The following is a 19,994-nucleotide window of genomic DNA, read 5'->3' on the forward strand; positions in this document are numbered from 1 at the left end:
CGTCAGCCGCGAAACCCGGTGGCCACCACGAATTTTTCGGAACTATCCGCGCGCGAGGCAGGCGGCTTCATGTTCACCACCTTGGTGAATTTCTGTTTCAGCAGCTTTTGCAGATCGCCCTCGGCGCCGCCGGCCAGAACCTTGGCCACAAAGGTTCCGCCCTCTTCCAGCACGTCAAAGGCCAGATAGGCCGCGGCCTCGCACAGGGCGATGATGCGCAAATGGTCGGTCTGTTTGTGCCCCGAGCTGGAGGCCGCCATGTCCGACATCACCACATCGGCCTTTCCGCCCAGCCAGTCCTTGACCTGCTGATCGGCGTCATCCTCCATGAAATCCAGCTGGTGGGTTTCTGCGCCGGCAATCGGTTCCACCTCTTGCAGGTCCACACCCAGCACGGTGCCCACTTTCTTACCCTGTTTTTCGCCCAGGGCATTCACACGTTTGACCGCCACCTGGCACCAGCCACCGGGCGCGCAGCCCAGATCGACAACCCGCGCGCCGGGCACAAGGAAACGGAACTTATCGTCCAGTTCAAGGATCTTATAGGCCGCGCGGCCGCGATAGCCGTCGGTCTTGGCCCGTTTGACATAGGGGTCATTCAGCTGGCGCTGCAACCACCGGGTCGAGCTGAGCGAGCGCCCGCGCGCGGTTTTCACCTTGACCTTCAGGTCGCGCTGGCCACGTCCGGATGTGTTCTTGCTGCCTGGTTTCTTCGCCATAAGAGCCTCTTTCGTTGCGCTCCGGTTACCTGCACTCGGGGCGGGGGGCAAGGGGGCACGCCGGGCTTAGCCGCGCAGAGCCACCAGAATGCCGCCGCCGATCATCGCCGAGCCGCCCAGCTGATCGACGCGGCGGCGGGCGCGGGGCGTGGCCCATTTTTGCCCGATCCATCCGGCCAGCGCCACATAAAGGCACAGCACCAGCCCGGCCATCGTCATTGCGGTGCCCCCCAGGATCACGAATTGCGGCGCTGCGGGCAAGGCCGGATCAATGAATTGCGCGGTGACGGCGATGAAAAACGCGTTGGCCTTGGGGTTCAGCAGCCCCACCAGCAGCCCCGAGCGGAACCCGCGATCCGGGGCGGGGGCCTCGTGTCCGGCCAGGCGCAGTTTCTGCACGCCCAGATAGATCAGATAGGCCACGCCGGCCCATTTCACCACATCAAAGCCGGTCTGCGACAGGGCCAGAACCGAGCCCAGCCCGGCAAAGCCGAGGCTCATCATCGCCGCGCCGCCCATCAGATCGCCGGCCACACAGCGCAGCCCCGCGCTTTTGCCGTGGCTCAGCGTCTGGCCGATTGCCATCATCACCGATGGTCCGGGGATCGCCGAGAAAGCCGCATAAGTCAGGGCGAATGTCAGCCACAGATGGGCCGAAACCGCGTCGAACATGGCGCTCTCCTCAGAATGGCCCGTCTTCCAGCACGCCGTCGGCGCTCATTTGCGCATAAAGCAGCCCCTCGCGCAGGCCGCGATCGGCGACAGACAGCCGATCCGTGGGCCAGCAGCGCAGCAGCGCCTGCAAAATCGCCGCGCCCGACATGATCAGCGCCTGACGGTCCTGCCCGATACGCGGATCGCGCCGCCGCCCGCTGGGGCCCAGTTTCAGATAGCCCCTGATCACCTTGTCGATCTGATCCGAGGTCATCCGCAGCCCGTCCACCTTGGTTCGGTCATAGCGTTTCAGCCCCAGATGCGAGGCGGCAACCGTCGTCACCGTGCCGCTGGTGCCGACGATCTGGAACCCGTTGGTCGCGTGCTCATCGGCATAGGGGGCGAATTCGGCCAGGTTTTCCTCGAAGAACCAGCTCATCAGGGCAAAGCGGGCGGCGTCATCCTCAACATCGTTGAACTGATCGCGCAGGGTGGCCACGCCCAGCGGCACGCTGATCCAATCCACAACCTTGGCGGCGGGGAAGGGGCTGTTTTGCGGGTGGAACCCGGCGTGCAGCCGCATGATCGCGCGCGGCCGGTCGCGGCGCGGGACTGAGCTCAGATCAATCCACACCAGCTCGGTCGAGCCCCCGCCAATATCGACCACCAGCAATTGCTGCGTGCGGGTGCTGACCAGCGGCGCGCAGGAAATCACGGCCAGGCGGGCCTCTTCTTCGGGTTGGATGATTTCAAGCGTCAGGCCGGTTTCGCGGCGAACCTTCTTGATGAATTCACCCGCGTTGGTGGCGCGCCGGCAGGCCTCGGTGGCGACCAGGCGCATCCGTTTGACCTTGTGCCGTTTCAGTTTCTGGTGACAGATACGCAGCGCCTGCACCGTGCGCCCCATCGAGGCACGGCTAAGCCGTCCCGTGCTTTCGAGCCCCGCGCCCAGTTGCACGGATTTCGAGAAACTATCGACCACATGAAACTGACTGCCCTTGGGCTGGGCAATCAACATGCGGCAACTGTTCGTACCCAGATCCAGCGCGGCATACAGCTCGGCCGGATCAGGCGGTTTTGGCGCGGGGCTCTCAACCGGCTTCGGGAATGCGCCCGCACCTGTGGGACGCTTGGGCGCCATGACTACACGCCCTCCATTTCAAGTTACCTTTAACGTAGTGAACCTGACGCGCGCGCGCAAGCACCGGCGTGGGGCTCATGATCATCTTTAGGATTTTTCCAATGCCGGGTGCTGGTGCTTTGGGGGGCGAAGCGGATAGAACCGTGGACGTCGCAGAGCGTGGTCTTTCTGTCGAAAACGGCCCTTTTGTCGCAAGAGGGCTGTTCTACAGATGGATCACAGGAAACAGGGGAATCATTCGCATGGCTGACGTCACCATTGTTTATTGGCGGGATATTCCGGCGCAGGTGATCGTGGGCAAGGGCCGCCGGGGCGCGAAAAAGCCGCTTTCGGAACGGTTCGAACAGGCGATTGACCGCGCTGCCATGAAGGTCGGGGCCTCGGATACCGATGCCTATCTGGCCGAATGGCGCAAGGCCGCCCCCTATCCGGTCGAGGGCGTGCCCTCGGAGATTGTCGAGGCCGAGGCCGCACGGCTGGAGGCCGAATATGATCAGGATCGCCTGAAGGCGCTGATCGCCAATGACGGATGGGCATGACCCCCGCTGCGATAATGGAGGCCGTGATGGCTTTGCTGAATTTCAGAAAACGCGATCAGGCGGCGCTGCCCGTCGATCCCCGGACCGAGACCTTTTTGAAGGGGTTCTCGATTGAGGTGATGCCGCGTACGGCCGAAAAGATTGATGATTTTCGGGGTCTTCTGCCGCGTGGCACCCGTGTCTATATCGCCCATATCGACGGCACCCCGATCGAGGACATGGTTACAACCGCCGCGCGCCTGTCGGACGAGGGCTTTGATGTGATGCCGCATTTTCCGGCGCGGATCATCCCCGATCCCGCCACGCTGGAAAACTGGATCAACCGCTATCAGACCGAGGCAGGCGTGACCCAGGCGCTGCTACTGGCGGGCGGCGTGGCGCAGCCTCATGGCGATTTCCATTCCTCGATGCAGCTGCTGGAAACGGGCTTGTTTGACCGCGCTGGTTTCAAGCGCCTGCATGTCGCCGGCCACCCCGAGGGCAACCGGGACATCGACCCGGACGGCAGCGATACATTGGTGATGGAGGCGCTGCGCTGGAAACAGGCATTTTCCGAACGCACCGATGCGAAGATGGCCATCGCCACACAATTCTGTTTCGACGCGCAGCCCGTCATCGACTGGGCGAACCGGCTTAGCGCCGAGGACATCGAGCTGCCCATCCATATCGGTATCGCCGGCCCTGCGAAGCTGCAAACCCTGATCAAATTCGCTATCGCCTGCGGGGTGGGCCCCTCGCTGAAGGTGCTGCAAAAACGCGCGATGGATGTGTCCAAGCTGCTGCTGCCCTACGAGCCGACCGATCTGATCGGCCAGCTGGCCGCGCATAAGGCCGACAATCCCGCCTGCAATATCACGCATGTTCACCTGTTTCCGCTGGGGGGGATCAAGACCTCGGCCCAGTGGACGCAGGATCACGGCGGCGCCTCGGGCGTTCCGGCAGGAGCAGCCTGAACCATGGCACCCGAGCGGGCGCATATCCTGCGGCTTTGGCTGCCGTTTGGGGATCCGGGGAAACGCGGGTATACTGGCTCTATTAAGTTCATTACTTTTGGAGCCCGTCATGACCATTCGCCTCATGGCCGCAGTTTTCCTGGCCCTGATCCCAGCCTGCCGGGGGCAGGCGCAGCAGGCCTATCCCGTGCCCAATCTGGCCGGGCAATGGCGCTGCGTGTCCAATTCGCCCGCCGTGTCGATCGACGTCTATTTGCAGGTCTATCCCAATCAGCAATTGCAGGGGCAGGGCACCGTCGTTTATCCCGCCACCAGCCGGATTTACAACGTGCAGGGCCCCGGCACCTGGACGGTCGCGCCGCCCGATCAGCAATATCCGCAATGGCTGATCCGGTTCCAGCTGGTGCCGCAGGGCAATCACGCGTCCTTTTCGATTTTTGCGCGCCCAACGGGCGAGCCGAACGGGCTGTACAACAGTTTCTACAATCCTCAGACCGGGCACGTGGTGGAAACCAGCTGCGCGCGTCTGGGCTGAGCACCTCCTTGAATTCGGCCCCAGGCCCCGCCGCAGCTGCGCGCGGGTGGGCCAGCTATGTCCATGAAAAGGATCAGACATGACCCGCACCATCGTAGAATCCAAAACCAAGACCGCGATCATCGGTTTCGATCAGCCCTTCTGTGTGATCGGCGAGCGGATCAACCCCACGGGCCGCAAGAAACTGGCCGCCGAACTGGAGATGGACGATTTCACCACGGTTGAGGCCGACGCCGTGGCGCAGGTTCTGGCGGGGGCAACGGTGCTGGACATCAACTCGGGCGCGGTGTTTTCCAACAAAATGGCCGAGGACGAGCGCTATGCCGACAATAACTTTGTCGAGCCGCCGCTGATGAAGGCTCTGATCGAGCGCGTGCAGGCCATTGTGGATGTGCCCTTGTGCATCGACAGCTCGGTGCCCGGCGCGCTGGAGGAAGGCCTGAAAGCCGCCGAAGGCCGCCCGCTGCTGAACTCGGTCACCGGCGAAGAGGAACGGCTGGAACTGGTGCTGCCGCTGGTCAAGAAATACAACGTGCCCGTCGTGGCCATTTCCAACGATGACACCGGCATTTCCGAAGACCCCGACGTGCGCTTTGCCGTGGCCAAGAAAATCGTGGAGCGCGCCGCCGATTTCGGCATTCCGGCGCATGACATCGTGGTGGATCCGCTGGTGATGCCCATCGGGGCCATGGCCACGGCGGGCAATCAGGTCTTTACCTTGGTGCGCCGCCTGCGGGACGAGCTGGGCGTGAACACCACTTGCGGGGCGTCGAATATCTCGTTCGGGCTGCCGAACCGGCATGGGATCAACAATGCTTTCCTGCCGATGGCGATGACGGCGGGGATGACCTCGGCTATCATGAACCCGGTCGCTTTGCCCATTGGCCCCAAGAAAATCGCCGAGAAAAAGGCCGAAGTCGAAGCCGCCGGGATCATCCTGCCCGAAGGCATGGACGATGAGGCCTTTGTGACGATATTCGGCATGGGCTCGACCAAGCCGCGCGCGGGCAAGGAAATGGAGGCCATCCGCGCCGCCAACCTGCTGACCAACAACGATCCGCACGGTGCCGAATGGATCAGATCGAACAAGTCCCCGGACGAGGCCGCCGCCGGAGGCCGCGGAGGGCGCCGGGGCGGGGGGCGCCGCCGTCGCGGCTAAGCGTTTCTGCCGGTTTGTGAAGGGCCTCGCATCTGCGGGGCCTTTTGCTTTGCGTCGGGGCGCGTTAGCGTGCAAAGCAACAAAAGGAGCGCGCATGTACACACTGGTCGGAGATTTCGGGGGCACCAATTGCCGGCTGGGGCTGGCGCAGGGAACGCGCCTTTTGCCGGACAGTCTGCGCGCCTATGTGAATGTCGATTTCGGCCAGCCGGGCGATGTGTTGCGGCACTATCTGGATCAGATGCGCGGGCCGGAGATACACCGGCTGTGTCTTGGTGCGGCGGGGCCGGTTCAGGGGGGGCGCGTCACCCTGACGAATTACCCCTGGACGCTGCTGCAAAAGGACGTGGCCGGCGCCACCGGGGCCGGGCAGGTGCTGTTTCTGAACGATTTGCAGGCGCAGGGCTATGCGTTGCATGGCCTTGAGGCCTCGGATCTGTCCCCCATTCTTGGCCCTGTTTCGGGCGCGGAAAATAACCCCGATGCGGCGCGGTTGATCGTGGCCATCGGTACGGGGGTGAACGCCGCCGTGGCCCATCGGCAGGGCGCGCGCCTGTTCGTGCCAGCGTCGGAAGCGGGTCATATGGCGTTCGGTGCGGCCGATGAAACCGATCTGAAACTCGCGGCTCGCCTGCGCAGGGAACTGGGGCACACCCCGATCGAGGCAATCCTGAGCGGCGATGGGCTGGCCCGGCTCTGGGCGTTTTTTGGCGGGGCCGAGGGGGGCTCGGGCCGGGATGTCACAGCAGCCCTTGCGGCGGGCGAGGATGCGGCGCACAGGGCGGCACAGCGCTTTGCCGCGCATCTGGCACGCTATTGCGCGGACCTGGCGCTGGTGCATCTGCCGATGGGCGGGATTTACCTGGCGGGCAGTGTGGGGAACGCTTTGGCCGGGTATCTGAAAACCCCGGACTTCGCCGCGGCATTCCGCAGGCCGGGCCCGTATCGGCCGCTGCTGAGCGCGATTCCCATCTACGCGGTTCCCGATGCGCCGCTGACGCTACAAGGATGCGCGATTGCGGCGGGGCAGGCTGGCTAGATCAGGTTCAGATCGCGCCCCATCATGGCGGCATGGGTGCGGTTGCGCGCGTTCAGTTTGCGGCTGAGCGTCTTGACATGCAGCTTGATCGTCACCTCTTGCAGGTCCAGGTCTCGGGCGATTTCCTTGTTCGATTTGCCATCGCACAACCCGCGCAGCACATCGCGTTCGCGCGGTGTCAGATGCGGGGCATCGGGGTGGGTGCTTTCGCTTTCCAGGAACTGGCGCGGGGTATAGGTGTCGCCCGCCAGAATGTGCCGCACCGCGCTGATCAGCGTCTCGGGGGCCATGGTTTTGGGCAAAAAGCCGCGCGCGCCGGATTCCAGAACGCGCCGTGCAATATCAGGCGAGGCCGTGCCCGAGATCATCGCAACGGGGAAGGGGGCGTTGGCCTCGATCACCTGGGTCAGGCCTTCGGGCAGTTTCATGCCGGGCATCGTGTAATCCAGCAGCACCAGATCGAACGCCCCATGCGCCGAGATTTTCCCCATCGCGCCGCTGAGGTCGGAACATTGGGTCAGCTCGAACCCGGCAGAGTTGTGCAGGTAGGCAGCGATGGTGTCGCGAACCAATTCGTGATCGTCGGCTATCAAAATACGTGTCATATCAATTTTATGGGCAATTACGCGCCCTTTGAGTGAGTGGGGCTCAGAACGGGATTCTGAAAACTGGAATGAACAGGATGTGGTGCGCAGAGTATAGCCTATCCATTTGCATAGGGCTATAGACCTGTTCGCCTGCGCAAGTCACAACCTAAAAGCACTGAGTCTGGGGATTTACGGTGGTTGCGATGGGTTTGAAACAGGTCTTGGCCGGGATGATTGCGCTGGTGCTGGCTCTTGGCGTTGCCAATGCCGAAGATGCGCCCGAATCTCAACCCATGATAGAGGTGGTCTATCTGGATCAGCAGGACCGGCTGCTGAACTCCAGCCAGGTGTCGATGGATGAATTGCTGGCGTTGCCGGCGGCCGAATTCACCACGTCGACGATCTGGACCATCGGACCACAGACGTTTCGCGGTGTCTGGCTGTCGGATCTGATGGAGTATCTGAAGATCTCTGAGGGGGAAATCTATCTGAGCGCGCTGAACGAATATCTGGTGGAAATCCCCCTGTCCGAGATGTTCCCCGGCGGGCCGCTGGTGGCCTATGAACGCAACGGTGCCCCAATGGGCGCGCGGGACAAGGGGCCTTTGTGGGTCGTTTTTCCGTATGATTCCGATGAACGCTTCCGTGCGGAATCCGTGTACGCCCAGAGCATTTGGCAAATGGACCGGATCGAGGTTTACCAGTAGGCTGACCCCGATGTGAAGCAGCCGGTCCTTGTTCGGGGGGCGGAGGCAGGTCAGAAACGGGCCAGAATCAGGGCAGGCCAACGGGGCATTGACATGAGCGCCATCTCGACATTCCGGCTAAAGGCGCGGTGGGTACAGGGCGGAGCGCTGGCCGTGATCAGCGCGGTGTCGCTGGCCTTGCTGGTGCCCTTGTGGCTGGAGGTCACCGAGAAACTGGACGATATGCGCACGGCCCGGCGCGACAGTGTGATCTGGACGATCGTTCAGTTGGAAGTCGAATATCTGGAGCTGGAACGCGTCGCCATGGCGCTGGACCGCGAAGGCGCCGAGGCGCTGCGTGAATTGCACCGCAGATTTAACGTGTTCTACAGCCGGGTCAGCACGCTGCGGCAAAGCCCGATCTACAACACGGCCATCGCCGAGGCCGGCGAGGGGGCCAACATGGAGCTGGTGCACGCCGGGGTCGAGCGGATGTTGCCGCTGATGGATGGCAGCGATGCCGCTTTGGTGCAGCAAAGCAAGATACTGATCGCGCAGCTGACGGCCCTGCACACGCCGATCCGGCGTATCGTGGCCAATGGCAATTTCGTGCTGACGGCCCGCACCGAAGAGGACAGGCGCGAAGCCGCGCAGCTGGTGACGCGGCTGGGGGTGGCCTCGCTCGTGCTGTTTGGCAGCCTGTTCTGGCTGGCGATGATGTTCTCGCGGCTCTATGTCATTTACAAACGGCGGGCCAAGGATAACCTGCTGACCAGTCAGCGCCTGGCGACGGTGATCACGACCTCGCCGGATGCGATTATCGTGACCGATGAAACCGGGCAGATTCGGGATTTCAACCCGGCGGCGGAAACGCTGCTGGCCTATGATCGGGATCAGGCGCTGGGGCGTCCGCTGGCCGAGATGATCGCCGACGAGCGCGGGCGCCCGCAGGCGTTGCCCTTTAAGCTGCGCAATTTCTTTCGTCGGCGGATGTCGGGGCAGACATGGGACGGGCGCTCGATTCCGCTGGAGGTCTCGCAGGGGGCGACCTCTTTGGCGCAGCAGCGGGTGTTCGTGTATTTCCTGCACGACATCACTGACCGGCTGCTATCCGAAGAGGCTCTGCGCAGCTCGCGCGATAAGGCGCTGGCAGGCGAACGGGCCAAGGCCCATTTCCTGGCCGTCATGAGCCACGAGATGCGCACGCCCCTGAACGGGATTCTGGGCGTGGTCGAACTGATGAAAAACGTCCCCCGCAGCGAAAAGGACAGGCATTATCTGTCGCTGCTGGAAAACTCGGGTCAGGTGCTGCTGGAACATGTGAACGAGGTGCTGGACATCACCGAAATCGAGGCCCGCGGTATCAAGCTGAGCATCGCCCCCTTCCATCTGGATGCGCTGATCGAGGAGGTGGTGGCCTCTTTGCGCCCGGCGGCCGAGGCCAAGGGCAACGCGCTGCACGTCAGTATCTCGCCCGATCCGCTGGGCCAGTACGAAGGCGACGCGATGCGCCTGCGGCAGGTGGTGGCCAATCTGGTCAGCAATGCGATCAAATTCACCTCGGACGGGCAGATTGATGTCACGGTGAACGTCCAGCGCGGGCCGGCGGGGGCCGAGCTGGAAATTCAGGTGACGGACACGGGTATCGGGATTGATCAGGCTCAGCTGGCCACGGTTTTCGACGATTTCGTGCGGCTGGATCGGGGCCGGACCTCGCAGGTCGAGGGCACGGGGCTGGGCCTGGGAATCGTGCGCCGGATCGTGTCGGCCATGGACGGCAAGATCGGCGTCGAAAGCATCAAGGGCGAGGGCAGCCTGTTCTGGGTGACGCTTGCCTTGGCCGAGCCGGCGGTGCCGGATCTGCGCACGCCCGCGTTGCCCAGCCTGGCGGCCGAGACAGATGAGGCCTGGACCGGAGCGCCGCTGCACATCCTGCTGGTCGAGGACAACCTGACCAACCGCTTTGTCCTGCGTGAGATGCTGGAGCTGGACGGCCATATCGTTACCGAGGCCGAAAATGGCCGGATCGGCGCGGATCTGGCCGGAGAACGCTGGTTCGACGTGATCTTGATGGATGTGAACATGCCCGTCATGGGCGGGGTCGAGGCCACCCGCCTGATCCGCGCGGGCGGGGCCAGCCGGGCCACACGGATCATTGCGCTGACCGCGCATGTGCTGGATCAGGACACGCAGCTGTATCGGGATGCGGGGATCGACCGGGTGCTCTCGAAACCGATCAGCCGCCGCAATCTGGCGCGGGCTCTGCGTGGGCAGGCGGTGATGCAGCCCAGCACGCAGACGCGCGATGTGCTGAATGCGCAGATTCTGGAGCAGCTCTGGAGCAATCTGGACCGTGAAAAGGGGCGCAAACTGTTGCAAGATGTGCTGAGCGAAGGCGCCGCGCTGATGCCCCGGCTGAAAGAGCCCGACATCTCTGCCGCGCTGGTTGATCAGGTGCATATCTTTGCCGGATCCTGCGCGGTCGTCGGGGCGCAGCGCCAGCATCACGCGCTGATCCAGCTGGAAATCGCGCTGCGTGGGGGCGCAGGGCAGAGCGCCGCGCTGATCGCACAGGTGCAAGAGCTATGGCCCCAAACCCGCAGGGCCCTGCGTGATTTCCTGGCGCAGACCTAGAGGGGGCTTGCCATGCCTCGACCAGATGTTGCTACGCGATAGGGGGGCTCTGTTTGGCAATGGTTTCAGAGGTTTTTTGGGGGTCTATATACTTAACTAGCCGCAGAATTTACGCGCCGAGAGTAATATTGCGGCGCGCAACACGTCATTTACATTAGATCTGTGAAGAACGAGAACTGATCGTCGTCTGCATTGCCATAGGCTCTTGGGCTTTGGTCAGCTTTCCGGCGTCATAAGCTCTTTTGACTGCCTTGCAGACATCCACCAACACCTCGGCCTCATAGCTATGGCCCAGATCCGACCCTAAAGTGTTGAATTCAATTGGGTTTTCCAGCTTTTCCCATAGCTTTTCGTCAAGTTCAGATCCAAGCTTTTTGCCGCTCAGTGTCTTCATGAAGGCATTGCCGCCTTCAGACTTCAATCCAAGCGCTTTCGCCATGCCCCGCTTGTGGAACACGCGCCTGCCGTCTTCCAAGACGTAGCAATCCAATTGCAAGCCGCCGATAGGGAGAATACCTTTGTGTGGTGCCGTAGGTATCTGTCCCTGTTTTGGGGTTATCGCACTAACCACATTGTCAAATGTGTCGGGGATTGGTGGTATCTCATTGTCAGCCATGAATAAGTCCTTTGTATGTTAGACGCTTTGCGTCCATTCGCTCGATTGTCATTCCTATGAAGTCCATAGTGCCGACATGCGCCGTGTTGTGGCGGAATGAGTATTCCTTCACGTAGCGGTGTAGGTGCTTTGCGCTCATGTAGTGGTAGCGACCGAAGCACCCGGTGTAGAGCATGTAGAAAAGCCGTTGAGCGACTAACCCACTGAAAACAAAAGATGTAGAGTGTAGAGCGCGTAGAGCGGGAATAGGAGAGAGGGCAGGGGAAAAGGGGAATGGGTATTCTAACTCTACAAACCCTACACTCTACATACTCTCTTTCCGTATTATTTTCAGTTACTTGCCTGTTGAGCGCATAGCCTCAACAACGCTCAGCGAAAAACGACCGACGCAGAAAGGAACGAAGCCCATGTATGTTCACGACGCAATCACCCATGGCAGGCTTGGGTTTGGAAAGCAGCTCGTGGGGTTCCGAGACGCGTAAACGCTATAGGTGCAGCCTGCGACAGATCCTGCGTGTTATTGACGGGTACTGCGACGACATTGGTTGTAACATCGAAGATTTGATGGCAGCCGAAGTTACGACAACCGTTGTATCAGAATTCGTGTCACGTAGGCGCGCAGAAGGGGTGACGGTGTCTACCATCAATCGGGATCTGACAGCGTTCGCAAATCTCATGAGGTCGATCAAAAATGACGGATGGATCGAAACAAATCCGGTTCAAAACTATGAAAAGCAGGGAATGAAAGAGATTCTGCCCGTTATTATTCCACCGTCAGAAGCCAGCATTCAGAAGCTGTCGGCGCGGGCACCTGGCACTTTGTTCTACTTTCCCAAATTCCTGGATGCTACTGGTGGCCGTGTGACTGAGATGGCGATGTTGCTCTGGTCGGATATCTCGGGCTTCGAAAACCCCGTTGAAGGGAACGTTCAGGCGATTTTGAGAAATACCAAGGGCAAGAAGGTTCGAGCAATCGAATTGCGACAAGAGGTTATCGACATTCTGTTGAAGATCCCGCGATCAAATGCCTCGCCCTACGTGTTCTGGAATTCCACAGAACACGGCTAATACAAGGATCCGTCGAACCTCTTCTGGGAATACGGACAGGAAACAGGGTTCAATGCCCGACTTCATGATCTGAGGCACAAATTTGCCATCGAACGCCTCAAGGAAGGCTGGTCTATCTATCGCGTCCAGAAATACATCGGCCATGGGTCGGTGCTGACAACTGAACGGTACTATCTCAGGTATCTTACAGAAGAAGAGAAGACCCGAGTTTCCGCGGATGGTGACAACGGATTTCGATAAGAAACGCCAAGTAAAATGACGAAGGGATCCCGTGATTGCGGGGTCCCTTTTTTCATGGTTGGAGAGTGCTGTCAGCGGTGGGAAGGGGCATAGAAACCGGCCCAAGGGGGCATAGTCGGCATAACCGGAAGTCTTCGGGCCGGGCAGGCGCTGCCCCAGTTCGCGGGCACGCTTCATGCGTTCGATGGGCGAGAGTGCATCAAGCTCAGCCTGCAACGCTGCCTCAGCGTCCGCCTTGCGCTTCAAGTCGCCATTTTCATCATTGATAGCTTCCATGATCTCGCGATCTTCACGAGCCTTCTGGAAGTTATCCAGCGTTCCTTCGGCCTCAGACCACCAGTCATCTGTAACACGCTCACCTGTGAGCACATGCAGCCGCACCGCGCTCAGGCTGTAGGCGTCATCCAACGTCATCTGAACGCCGCGCCGCGCAGCTTCGCCGATGTATTGCGCCGCGATCTCTTGGGCTTTGAATTTGAGGTCTTCATTGTTTTCGTCGCTCAGCATTTTCGCGAACGACGACAGGTTGTCGATTGCCATTTTCATGTATCCGATTTGTGGGAAAGCTTTTCTCTTGACACATCATATACCACAAAAACGAATCACTTACAAATCTGCACGGTCGCAGGTCGGGATCATGTCAATCCAAAAAGTCACACGCAGTTCACGTTTTCGTGATTTCTGGGCTGTGTAAAACAAGGCCATTCAGCAGCAATGATCCGACCCACAGCAGAAATGTTACAATCGTTTTCAAATCTGCGAGGTATTTCAACGCTCTACCCATGTGCTATTTTGACGGGCTAAAGCGTCGGAATCGTTCAAAAAATTGACCCCTTCGCCAAGCAGTCGTTACATCTGGGGCTGCAAGCGAAAGGAGCGATTTTTAAGTGGTAACCGAAGAAAGGATAGAAAGGCTGATTGAACAGTACGCGGTATTCGCGGCTGCCGATGAAGCGTTCTTGCCTGTCTTCGAACGCCTCGAAACTGAACTGGCAAAAGTACGTTCGAAAAGTTCAGCGCTGGACAGGGCGCGTGCGATTGCTGCCGGTCAGAAGGAAATGGGTTTTAACAAGGTTGCAGCTTGATCCAATGATGCGCCGTCACCGTAATGCTCGCCGTTCAGCCTGTGCCCCATTAGGTCTTTGCGGATACGGTAGTCTATCCCCGCCGCCAGCATCCTATCTTCAAAGCTATGCCGAAGGCTGTAGAAAGAGTGTTCTGGCGTCTCACGCAGTCCGTTATCGGAAAAGTACGCATTCACGGTCCCCGAAAGGCCGGGCTTGTCGAAGTAGCGGGAGAAACCTTTCGGACATTGTTTTGCAGCTTCCAGAGATACGCCCAAAAGTGGAATTTCTCGTTTTGCTCGCGGCGATTTTACCATTCTACCATCGGGGCGAATTTTGATGTGTGGCACAGCGCTTGTCAGGTCAATCGTGGTGTCATTCAATGTGGTAATTTCAGACGGGCGTGCGCCGGTGTTCACCATTACCAGCACGACGCACCGGGCTTCGGTGTTAAGACCCGCCAGCGCCTTCGGGTCCAGAAGCCTCTTTTTAATCCAATCAGAGGAAAAGGGCGGGCGGGTTCGTTGTTCACCTTCCGCGAAGCTCAAACCCGCCAAGAGCGCGTCTATGTCGATTCCGAGCCGTTTCAACTCGTTAATTTTGCCCCAGACACCGCGCAGATGTGTGAAGTCTTTGTTCGCCGTTCCCGGCTTTAAGCCTTCTTCGCCTGCAACCCGCTCCATCCACCATTCCCGAAAATCAAGCATGTCATCCCGGTTGATTTCATCCAGTGGTTTGTCGCCTACAACCATCTTGAAGTTCTTGACGGCCTTTTTGCGCGGGTTTTTCCAGAGCCGTATCTGGTTCGGACTCTTATCAATAAGCATGTCGCGAGAGGCGGGCCAAAAATCTTCTAGGGCCTTCGTAACGGTGATCTTGGGCGTAGGAACGGTGCCCGCCAGCGCTTTGGTTTCGTGGACATCTTTAGCCGTCTCCAAGCGTGCCACAAACTTTTCTGTCGGTAGTTGCAGAACATCGCAAATCGGGAGGTATCGGAAGCCGCGCAATTGCGCCAGTTCCACGGCGGCGGCATGTCGCTTTTCAGCGTCTACAGTATCCCCAGCCAGTTTAGCCTCCCAACCTTCAACAAGGTTGTCCCAGACGCCTTTCCATTTTCCCAACGCTGCTTCGCGACTGTCAGTGTGCAATGACTTCCAAATCTCGCTGCGCTCTTCAACGGCTTCATACTATTTCGGAACGCGGCGGCGAATGTGCCAGATACCATCACGCATACGTAGGGGCGGGTTCTTCATTGTAAGGCCTGTGGGTCGAAATGTGTAGCAAATTCCGCGCCCGCTGGCCGCTACAGTGTTGATTTGCCTTATTTTGTTGATTTCCACTCGTCGATTTGAGGGAAATATGGCGGAGAGACAGGGATTCGAACCCTGGGTGGGCTTGCACCCACAACGGTTTTCGAGACCGCCCCGTTCGACCACTCCGGCACCTCTCCGCGGGGGTCTGGTGGGGCGCGTTTAAAGTGTCTTTTCGACAGTGGCAAGGGCGATTTGCATTGTTTCTGCGAAGTTTTTTTCTAACTCTGTCACAGACCCCATGTTTTTCAGAGGAAACCACCCCATGAGCAACCAGATCAAGAACGCTATTCAACGGGTTTGCACGATTTTGGTGCTGGTTTTCGGATTATTGCCCGTGGCGGCAGCGGCAGAGGAGGCGGACAGGGCGCAGGACGTGCGCCGGTTCTTGCAGATCACGGGGTTTGATGTGGCGCTGGATTCGATCGCTCTGGCGGCGGATGAGGCTCCGGCGATGCTGGGGGCCGAGGCCGGGGATTTCGGCATCGTGTGGAAAAAGATGGTGCAGCAGGTGATGGACAGCGCCGAGATTCGGGAAACCGCGGTTCAGATGCTGTCTCAGACGCTGGATTCGGATCTGCTGGACCATGCGATGGGGTTCTATGGCTCGGATCTGGGGCAGCGGCTGGTTGCGGCCGAAAATGCCGCGCATATGAATCCCGATGACGCCGGCACCTATGAGGCCGGCGAGATGATCGTGGCCGCGCTGGTGCGCGCGGGCGGCGAGGGCAAGGACCGGCTGGCGTATTACCGCCGGATGACGGCGGCGATTGATGCGGGGGATGTCTCTTTGCGGGCGATGCAAGAGGTGCAGATCCGGTTTCTGATGGCGGCAGCGGCGGCCGGGGTGATCGAGCTGACCATGGACGAGCCGGACCTGCGCGCGCTGTTCCGCGCCGATGAAGCCCAGGCGCGGGCAGACATGCTGCGCGGGGCGCTGGCGAACTCGGCCTATACCTATCAGGCCTTCAGCGACGCCGAGATGCTGACCTATACCGAAGCGCTGGAGGATGCGCGGATGCAGCGGGTCTATGAGCTGATGAACGCCATCCACTATGAGATCATGGCCACCCGGTTTGAGATGCTGGCCGAACGCATGGCCGGGCTGGTGCCCTCAGAAGAGCTGTGAGCGCGGCAAATCCTTTGTTTTCAGGGCGCGGGCGCGGCAAAGGGGCTTGACTTGCGGTGGAAACATGCGGATAAGCGCGCATCTCGGGCGGGGTCTTCTCTGCCCGTGTTTCATGTAATGACGCCCATAGGGGCGCGCGGTTCGAGGTGGCACAGGCCATAAACACCTGGAAACAGGGACCACAGAACGCGGGAAAACGAAGGAAAAGCAAATGTTTGCGGTCCTCAAAACCGGCGGCAAGCAGTACAAGGTTCAGGCGGGCGATATTCTGCGCGTCGAAAAACTGGCTGCTGATGCGGGTGAAAAAATCCAATTCAACGAGATTCTGATGCTGGGCGGCGATAACCTCGTTGTGGGCGCGCCTCTGGTTGAAGATGCGGGCGTTCAGGCCGAAGTCGTCGATCAGATCAAAGGTGAGAAAGTCATCAACTTTGTGAAGCGTCGCCGGAAGCACAGCTCGAAGCGTACCAAAGGTCACCGTCAGCAGCTGACGCTGATCAAAATCACCGACATCCTGGCCTCGGGCGCAGGCAAGTCGGGTGTTAAGGCCGCTGTTGGCGCAGGTTCCGCACCTGCTGTCGCAGCCGAATAAGGAGTAACGACAGATGGCACATAAGAAAGCTGGCGGTTCATCTCGTAACGGTCGCGACTCTGACGGTCGCCGCCTTGGCGTGAAACTGTATGGTGGCCAGGCCGCTATCCCCGGAAACATCATCGTGCGTCAGCGCGGCACCAAGTGGTGGCCGGGCCAGAACGTGGGCATGGGTCGTGACCACACGATCTTTGCAACCGCCGAGGGTAAAGTGACCTTCCACAAGGGCCTGAAAGGCCGCACCTTTATTTCGGTTCTGCCAGTGGCGGAGGCCGCTGAGTAAGCCGACCTAAAGGCAAAGTTGCATAGGGGATCGGCAAATCGCCGGTCCCCTTTTTCGTTCGAGGAGGCAGCACATGTACGTTGCCGGACTGTTTGAAAATCCAGGCTTGTTTCGCCGCGCGGGTAAGGGCGCGGATCGGGGCGGGCTGCCGATCACACAGGTGTTCCTTAGCGGGGTTCTTGAAACCGCTTTGGAAAGTGCCATCTGTCTGACATTCTTTGGTTTTACCTCTGGCAGATGTCTTCATGGAGGAACGAAGACATCCACCGTTAAGGGGGCAGTATCCTCGGAGTATATAGGAGGAGTAAACATATGATGCTGAACAGGATCACCAATCAGGCGGTTATTGAAACCGACAGGTTCGATCTGCGCCCGCTGCGCAAATCCGACCAGGGCCTGATCGAACTGCACGGCGGCGATGAACGGGTGGCGCGCAACACGCGCTCGATCCCGCATCCGATGCCACCGGGCGCAACCGAAGCCTTCATCGCGCGCAGCATGGCCGATGACCGGATCGAGGACGTCTGGGCCATCGACGGCACCAAACTGGGCGCCTGCGAGGTCATGGGCCTGATCGCGCTGGAGCGCATGGACCGCGGCCAGTCCGAGATCGGCTATTGGGTCGCCCCGGCGTTCTGGAACACCGGCCTTGCCTCGCAGGCGGTCACCGCGCTGATCGAGGCGAACCCGCAAAACAGTTCGACATTGTTTGCCGAGGTGTTTCAGGACAACCCGGCCTCGGCCCGTGTGCTGACGAATTGCGGTTTCGAATACCTGGGCGATGCCGAGACGTTCTCGGTGGCGCGCAATGGCAAGGTTCCGACCTGGACCTACAGCCGAAAACTGGATTGAGCAAAGACCGGATTGCGAAACGCCCGGCCTTTGCGATAGGAGACGACCATGAAATTTCTTGATCTCGCAAAGGTCTATATCCGGTCTGGCTCGGGCGGGGGGGGCTGTATCAGCTTCCGCCGTGAGAAATATATCGAATATGGCGGACCCGATGGTGGTGACGGCGGCAAGGGCGGCAGCGTCTGGGCCGAGGCCGTCGAAGGGCTGAACACGCTGATTGATTTCCGCTATCAGCAGCATTTCTTTGCCGATAACGGCCGTCCGGGCATGGGCAACCAGCGCACCGGGGCCGATGGCGGTGACATCGTTCTGAAAGTGCCGGTGGGCACCGAAATTCTGGACGAAGACCAGGAAACGGTGATTGCCGATCTGACCGAGGTCGGCCAGCGTATCCAATTGGCCCGCGGGGGGAATGGCGGCTGGGGCAACCTGCATTTCAAATCCTCCACCAACCAGGCTCCGCGCCGATCCAATCCGGGGCAGGAGGGCGTCGAGCGTACCCTGTGGCTGCGGCTGAAACTGATCGCCGATGTGGGGCTGCTGGGCCTGCCGAATGCGGGCAAATCCACCTTTCTGGCGGCCACGTCCAATGCGCGGCCGAAAATTGCGGACTATCCCTTTACCACGCTGCACCCCAATCTGGGTGTGGTGGGCATTGATGGGGTTGAATTCGTCGTGGCGGACATCCCCGGCCTGATCGAGGGCGCATCCGAGGGGCGTGGCCTGGGCGATCTGTTCCTGGGGCATGTGGAACGCTGCGCGGTGCTGCTGCATCTGGTCGATGGCAGCTCGGGTACGCTGATCGAGGATTACCACACCATCATTGGCGAGCTGGAGGCCTATGGCGGCGCGCTGGCCGAAAAGCCGCGCATCACCGTTCTGAACAAGATCGACGCGCTGGACGATGAAGAACGCGCCTTCCTGAAGGAAGAGCTGGAGGCCGCAAGCGGTACTTCGGTGATGCTGATGTCTGGCGTTTCCCGCGAAGGGGTGGATGGGGTCTTGCGGGCCCTGCGCGCCCAGATTGACGAAGACCGCCTGCGCCAGAAAGGCGGAGCAGACGAGGAAGAGACGTGGCACCCCTGACCGACGCCAACCGCCTGGTGATCAAGATCGGCTCGGCGCTGTTGGTGGACCGGGCGACGGGGGCATTGCGCGCGGATTGGCTGAAGGGGCTGGCCGCCGATGTGGCCTGGCTGAAGGGGCTGGGCAAGGACGTGATCCTGGTGTCTTCGGGCTCGATCGCGCTGGGGCGCGGGGTGTTGGGCCTGTCTGGCCCCGATCTGCCGCTGGAACAATCCCAGGCCGCCGCCGCCGTCGGGCAAATCCGTCTGGCCCGCGCCTATGAGGAGGATCTGGCCCCCCACGGGATCACGACCGCGCAGGTTCTGGTCACGCTGGAGGACAGCGAAAACCGCCGCCGCTACCTGAACAGCCGCGCCACGCTGGAGACGCTGATCTCGCTCGGCGTGGTGCCGATTGTGAATGAAAACGATACAGTGGCCACCGATGAGATCCGCTATGGCGATAATGACCGGCTGGCCGCGCAGGTGGCCGTCACGGTGGGCGCGGATCAGCTGATTTTGCTGTCGGATGTGGATGGGTTCTATAGCGCCAATCCCCAAGAAGACCCCAGCGCGCGCCGCTATGAGGTGATCGACGAAATCACCCCCGAGATCGAGGCCATGGCCGGTGAGGGCGTGTCCGGCCTGTCCAAGGGCGGCATGATCACCAAGCTGATGGCCGCCAAAATGGCCACGGCGGGGGGCTGCGCGATGGCGATCACCGAAGGGTCCGTGATGCGGCCGCTCAGTGCGCTGCAAAACGGGGCGAATGCCACCTGGTTTACCGCGCAGGGCGATCCGCATCTGGCGCGCAAACGCTGGATCCACTCGATGAAACCGAAGGGGGAAATCGTCGTCGATGCTGGTGCGATGGCGGCCCTGGGCAAGGGAAACAGCCTGCTGCCGGCGGGCGTCAAGGGCGTGACAGGAGTCTTCGGCCGCGGGGATCCCGTGGCCATCCTGGGCCCAGACGGGCGCAAACTGGGGCAGGGGCTCAGCCGCTACACCGCGGCCGAGGCTTTCCGGATCAAGGGGCACCGCTCGGGCGAGATTGAAACGCTTTTGGGCTATCCGGGCCGCGCCGCCCTGATCCACCGAGACGACATGGCGCTTTGACGCCTAAGATATTG

General features: G+C 60.4%; 21 protein-coding genes, 1 tRNA gene and 2 pseudogenes. 15 read left to right on the forward strand and 9 right to left on the reverse strand.

What is annotated here, in order from left to right; all coding sequences use genetic code 11:
- Positions 1–2: 2 nt before the first annotated feature.
- The 3 genes from ACP15O_RS11880 to ACP15O_RS11890 all read right to left on the reverse strand — a co-directional run bounded on the left by ACP15O_RS11880 (position 3) and on the right by ACP15O_RS11890 (position 2,514).
- Positions 3–719, reverse strand: a complete 717-nt coding sequence (locus ACP15O_RS11880; RefSeq protein WP_425096320.1) for an RlmE family RNA methyltransferase — start codon at positions 717–719, stop codon at positions 3–5.
- Positions 720–785: 66 nt separating this feature from the next.
- Entirely contained in the window at positions 786–1,391 is a 606-nt protein-coding gene (locus tag ACP15O_RS11885) for a LysE family translocator (protein WP_425096321.1), read from the reverse strand.
- A gap of 10 nt (positions 1,392–1,401) precedes the next feature.
- Positions 1,402–2,514 (reverse strand): Ppx/GppA phosphatase family protein, encoded by a 1,113-nt coding sequence (locus ACP15O_RS11890; protein ID WP_425096322.1) that lies wholly within the window; start codon positions 2,512–2,514, stop codon positions 1,402–1,404.
- A 242-nt stretch (positions 2,515–2,756) separates the two neighbouring features.
- Between ACP15O_RS11890 and ACP15O_RS11895 the strand changes: the two genes are divergently transcribed.
- The 5 genes from ACP15O_RS11895 (at position 2,757) to ACP15O_RS11915 (ending at position 6,739) form a co-directional block, all read left to right on the forward strand.
- Positions 2,757–3,053 carry a virulence factor gene (locus tag ACP15O_RS11895; RefSeq protein WP_425096323.1) on the forward strand — a complete coding sequence of 99 codons (297 nt, stop codon included), beginning with the start codon at positions 2,757–2,759 and terminating at the stop codon, positions 3,051–3,053.
- Between the two features lie 26 nt (positions 3,054–3,079).
- Positions 3,080–4,006 (forward strand): methylenetetrahydrofolate reductase, encoded by a 927-nt coding sequence (locus ACP15O_RS11900; RefSeq protein WP_425096324.1) that lies wholly within the window; start codon positions 3,080–3,082, stop codon positions 4,004–4,006.
- Between the two features lie 109 nt (positions 4,007–4,115).
- A complete protein-coding gene (locus ACP15O_RS11905) occupies positions 4,116–4,541 on the forward strand; it encodes a hypothetical protein (RefSeq protein WP_425096325.1) in 426 nt (141 codons plus the stop codon).
- A gap of 79 nt (positions 4,542–4,620) precedes the next feature.
- A complete protein-coding gene (locus ACP15O_RS11910) occupies positions 4,621–5,700 on the forward strand; it encodes a methyltetrahydrofolate cobalamin methyltransferase (RefSeq protein ID WP_425096326.1) in 1,080 nt (359 codons plus the stop codon).
- A 94-nt stretch (positions 5,701–5,794) separates the two neighbouring features.
- Positions 5,795–6,739: a glucokinase gene (locus ACP15O_RS11915; RefSeq protein ID WP_425096327.1), complete on the forward strand. Its 945-nt coding sequence runs from the start codon at positions 5,795–5,797 to the stop codon at positions 6,737–6,739.
- Here ACP15O_RS11915 and ACP15O_RS11920 read toward each other — a convergent pair.
- Positions 6,736–7,344 carry a LuxR C-terminal-related transcriptional regulator gene (locus ACP15O_RS11920; protein WP_425096328.1) on the reverse strand — a complete coding sequence of 203 codons (609 nt, stop codon included), beginning with the start codon at positions 7,342–7,344 and terminating at the stop codon, positions 6,736–6,738. The genes ACP15O_RS11915 and ACP15O_RS11920 overlap by 4 nt on opposite strands.
- Before the next feature lie 185 nt (positions 7,345–7,529).
- Here ACP15O_RS11920 and ACP15O_RS11925 point away from each other — a divergent pair, with 185 nt between their 5' ends.
- Together ACP15O_RS11925 and ACP15O_RS11930 are read left to right on the forward strand one after the other, a co-directional pair.
- Positions 7,530–8,033 (forward strand): putative pterin-binding protein, encoded by a 504-nt coding sequence (locus ACP15O_RS11925; RefSeq protein ID WP_425096329.1) that lies wholly within the window; start codon positions 7,530–7,532, stop codon positions 8,031–8,033.
- Between the two features lie 93 nt (positions 8,034–8,126).
- On the forward strand, positions 8,127–10,646 hold the full coding sequence (locus tag ACP15O_RS11930) for an ATP-binding protein (protein WP_425096330.1): 2,520 nt from the start codon (positions 8,127–8,129) through the stop codon (positions 10,644–10,646).
- Between the two features lie 154 nt (positions 10,647–10,800).
- Here ACP15O_RS11930 and ACP15O_RS11935 read toward each other — a convergent pair whose 3' ends face one another.
- Together ACP15O_RS11935 and ACP15O_RS11940 are read right to left on the reverse strand one after the other, a co-directional pair.
- Positions 10,801–11,262 (reverse strand): hypothetical protein, encoded by a 462-nt coding sequence (locus ACP15O_RS11935; RefSeq protein ID WP_425096331.1) that lies wholly within the window; start codon positions 11,260–11,262, stop codon positions 10,801–10,803.
- A pseudogene (locus tag ACP15O_RS11940) lies at positions 11,255–11,419 on the reverse strand (IS1595-like element ISRhba1 family transposase); the annotation flags it as partial. The pseudogene ACP15O_RS11940 and the gene ACP15O_RS11935, both read right to left, overlap by 8 nt.
- 254 nt (positions 11,420–11,673) lie before the next feature.
- On the opposite strand from ACP15O_RS11940, the gene ACP15O_RS11945 reads away from it, so the two are divergent.
- On the forward strand, positions 11,674–12,330 hold the full coding sequence (locus tag ACP15O_RS11945) for a tyrosine-type recombinase/integrase (RefSeq protein ID WP_425096332.1): 657 nt from the start codon (positions 11,674–11,676) through the stop codon (positions 12,328–12,330).
- Here the strand turns inward: ACP15O_RS11945 and ACP15O_RS11950 are convergent.
- Positions 12,283–13,110, reverse strand: a complete 828-nt coding sequence (locus tag ACP15O_RS11950; RefSeq protein WP_425096333.1) for a hypothetical protein — start codon at positions 13,108–13,110, stop codon at positions 12,283–12,285. The genes ACP15O_RS11945 and ACP15O_RS11950 overlap by 48 nt on opposite strands.
- A 347-nt stretch (positions 13,111–13,457) precedes the next feature.
- On the opposite strand from ACP15O_RS11950, the gene ACP15O_RS11955 reads away from it, so the two are divergent.
- The gene (locus ACP15O_RS11955; RefSeq protein WP_425096334.1) at positions 13,458–13,655 is read left to right on the forward strand and encodes a hypothetical protein; all 198 of its coding nucleotides are present in this window, start codon (positions 13,458–13,460) and stop codon (positions 13,653–13,655) included.
- Here the strand turns inward: ACP15O_RS11955 and ACP15O_RS11960 are convergent.
- Both ACP15O_RS11960 and ACP15O_RS11965 read right to left on the reverse strand, forming a co-directional pair.
- Positions 13,619–14,755 (reverse strand): tyrosine-type recombinase/integrase, encoded by a 1,137-nt coding sequence (locus ACP15O_RS11960; protein WP_425096335.1) that lies wholly within the window; start codon positions 14,753–14,755, stop codon positions 13,619–13,621. The genes ACP15O_RS11955 and ACP15O_RS11960 overlap by 37 nt on opposite strands.
- A gap of 239 nt (positions 14,756–14,994) precedes the next feature.
- Positions 14,995–15,084: transfer RNA gene (locus ACP15O_RS11965), tRNA-Ser, on the reverse strand.
- Positions 15,085–15,209: 125 nt separating this feature from the next.
- Here ACP15O_RS11965 and ACP15O_RS11970 point away from each other — a divergent pair.
- The 6 genes and pseudogenes from ACP15O_RS11970 to proB all read left to right on the forward strand — a co-directional run bounded on the left by ACP15O_RS11970 (position 15,210) and on the right by proB (position 19,980).
- The gene (locus ACP15O_RS11970) at positions 15,210–16,073 is read left to right on the forward strand and encodes a DUF2059 domain-containing protein (RefSeq protein WP_425096336.1); all 864 of its coding nucleotides are present in this window, start codon (positions 15,210–15,212) and stop codon (positions 16,071–16,073) included.
- 211 nt (positions 16,074–16,284) lie between these two features.
- Positions 16,285–16,656, forward strand: a pseudogene (gene rplU / locus ACP15O_RS11975) (50S ribosomal protein L21); the annotation flags it as partial.
- A gap of 22 nt (positions 16,657–16,678) precedes the next feature.
- Positions 16,679–16,948 carry a 50S ribosomal protein L27 gene (gene rpmA / locus ACP15O_RS11980; protein WP_425096337.1) on the forward strand — a complete coding sequence of 90 codons (270 nt, stop codon included), beginning with the start codon at positions 16,679–16,681 and terminating at the stop codon, positions 16,946–16,948.
- Positions 16,949–17,260: 312 nt separating this feature from the next.
- Positions 17,261–17,800, forward strand: coding sequence for a GNAT family N-acetyltransferase (locus ACP15O_RS11985; RefSeq protein ID WP_425096338.1), 540 nt, complete (start codon positions 17,261–17,263; stop codon positions 17,798–17,800).
- A gap of 48 nt (positions 17,801–17,848) precedes the next feature.
- On the forward strand, positions 17,849–18,886 hold the full coding sequence (gene obgE / locus ACP15O_RS11990; RefSeq protein ID WP_425096339.1) for a GTPase ObgE: 1,038 nt from the start codon (positions 17,849–17,851) through the stop codon (positions 18,884–18,886).
- Positions 18,874–19,980 (forward strand): glutamate 5-kinase, encoded by a 1,107-nt coding sequence (gene proB, locus ACP15O_RS11995; protein ID WP_425096340.1) that lies wholly within the window; start codon positions 18,874–18,876, stop codon positions 19,978–19,980. Before obgE ends, proB begins: the two co-directional genes overlap by 13 nt.
- The last annotated feature ends 14 nt before the right edge of the window (positions 19,981–19,994 follow it).

The sequence above is a fragment of the Youngimonas ophiurae (nom. illeg.) genome (genome assembly GCF_049803795.1).
GTDB lineage: Bacteria > Pseudomonadota > Alphaproteobacteria > Rhodobacterales > Rhodobacteraceae > Thalassobius.

Bases quoted from the DNA above. Each gene is read 5' to 3' on its own strand.
- ACP15O_RS11985 (WP_425096338.1), top strand. From the start codon at position 17,261: ATGATGCTGAACAGGATCACCAATCAGGCGGTTATTGAAACCGACAGG.
- ACP15O_RS11950 (WP_425096333.1), bottom strand. From the start codon at position 13,110: ATGGCAATCGACAACCTGTCGTCGTTCGCGAAAATGCTGAGCGACGAA.
- ACP15O_RS11925 (WP_425096329.1), top strand. From the start codon at position 7,530: ATGGGTTTGAAACAGGTCTTGGCCGGGATGATTGCGCTGGTGCTGGCT.
- ACP15O_RS11900 (WP_425096324.1), top strand. From the start codon at position 3,080: ATGGCTTTGCTGAATTTCAGAAAACGCGATCAGGCGGCGCTGCCCGTC.
- obgE (WP_425096339.1), top strand. From the start codon at position 17,849: ATGAAATTTCTTGATCTCGCAAAGGTCTATATCCGGTCTGGCTCGGGC.
- ACP15O_RS11945 (WP_425096332.1), top strand. From the start codon at position 11,674: ATGTTCACGACGCAATCACCCATGGCAGGCTTGGGTTTGGAAAGCAGC.
- ACP15O_RS11890 (WP_425096322.1), bottom strand. From the start codon at position 2,514: ATGGCGCCCAAGCGTCCCACAGGTGCGGGCGCATTCCCGAAGCCGGTT.
- ACP15O_RS11915 (WP_425096327.1), top strand. From the start codon at position 5,795: ATGTACACACTGGTCGGAGATTTCGGGGGCACCAATTGCCGGCTGGGG.
- ACP15O_RS11895 (WP_425096323.1), top strand. From the start codon at position 2,757: ATGGCTGACGTCACCATTGTTTATTGGCGGGATATTCCGGCGCAGGTG.
- ACP15O_RS11905 (WP_425096325.1), top strand. From the start codon at position 4,116: ATGACCATTCGCCTCATGGCCGCAGTTTTCCTGGCCCTGATCCCAGCC.
- rpmA (WP_425096337.1), top strand. From the start codon at position 16,679: ATGGCACATAAGAAAGCTGGCGGTTCATCTCGTAACGGTCGCGACTCT.
- ACP15O_RS11885 (WP_425096321.1), bottom strand. From the start codon at position 1,391: ATGTTCGACGCGGTTTCGGCCCATCTGTGGCTGACATTCGCCCTGACT.
- ACP15O_RS11920 (WP_425096328.1), bottom strand. From the start codon at position 7,344: ATGACACGTATTTTGATAGCCGACGATCACGAATTGGTTCGCGACACC.
- ACP15O_RS11970 (WP_425096336.1), top strand. From the start codon at position 15,210: ATGAGCAACCAGATCAAGAACGCTATTCAACGGGTTTGCACGATTTTG.
- ACP15O_RS11910 (WP_425096326.1), top strand. From the start codon at position 4,621: ATGACCCGCACCATCGTAGAATCCAAAACCAAGACCGCGATCATCGGT.
- ACP15O_RS11880 (WP_425096320.1), bottom strand. From the start codon at position 719: ATGGCGAAGAAACCAGGCAGCAAGAACACATCCGGACGTGGCCAGCGC.
- ACP15O_RS11935 (WP_425096331.1), bottom strand. From the start codon at position 11,262: ATGGCTGACAATGAGATACCACCAATCCCCGACACATTTGACAATGTG.
- ACP15O_RS11930 (WP_425096330.1), top strand. From the start codon at position 8,127: ATGAGCGCCATCTCGACATTCCGGCTAAAGGCGCGGTGGGTACAGGGC.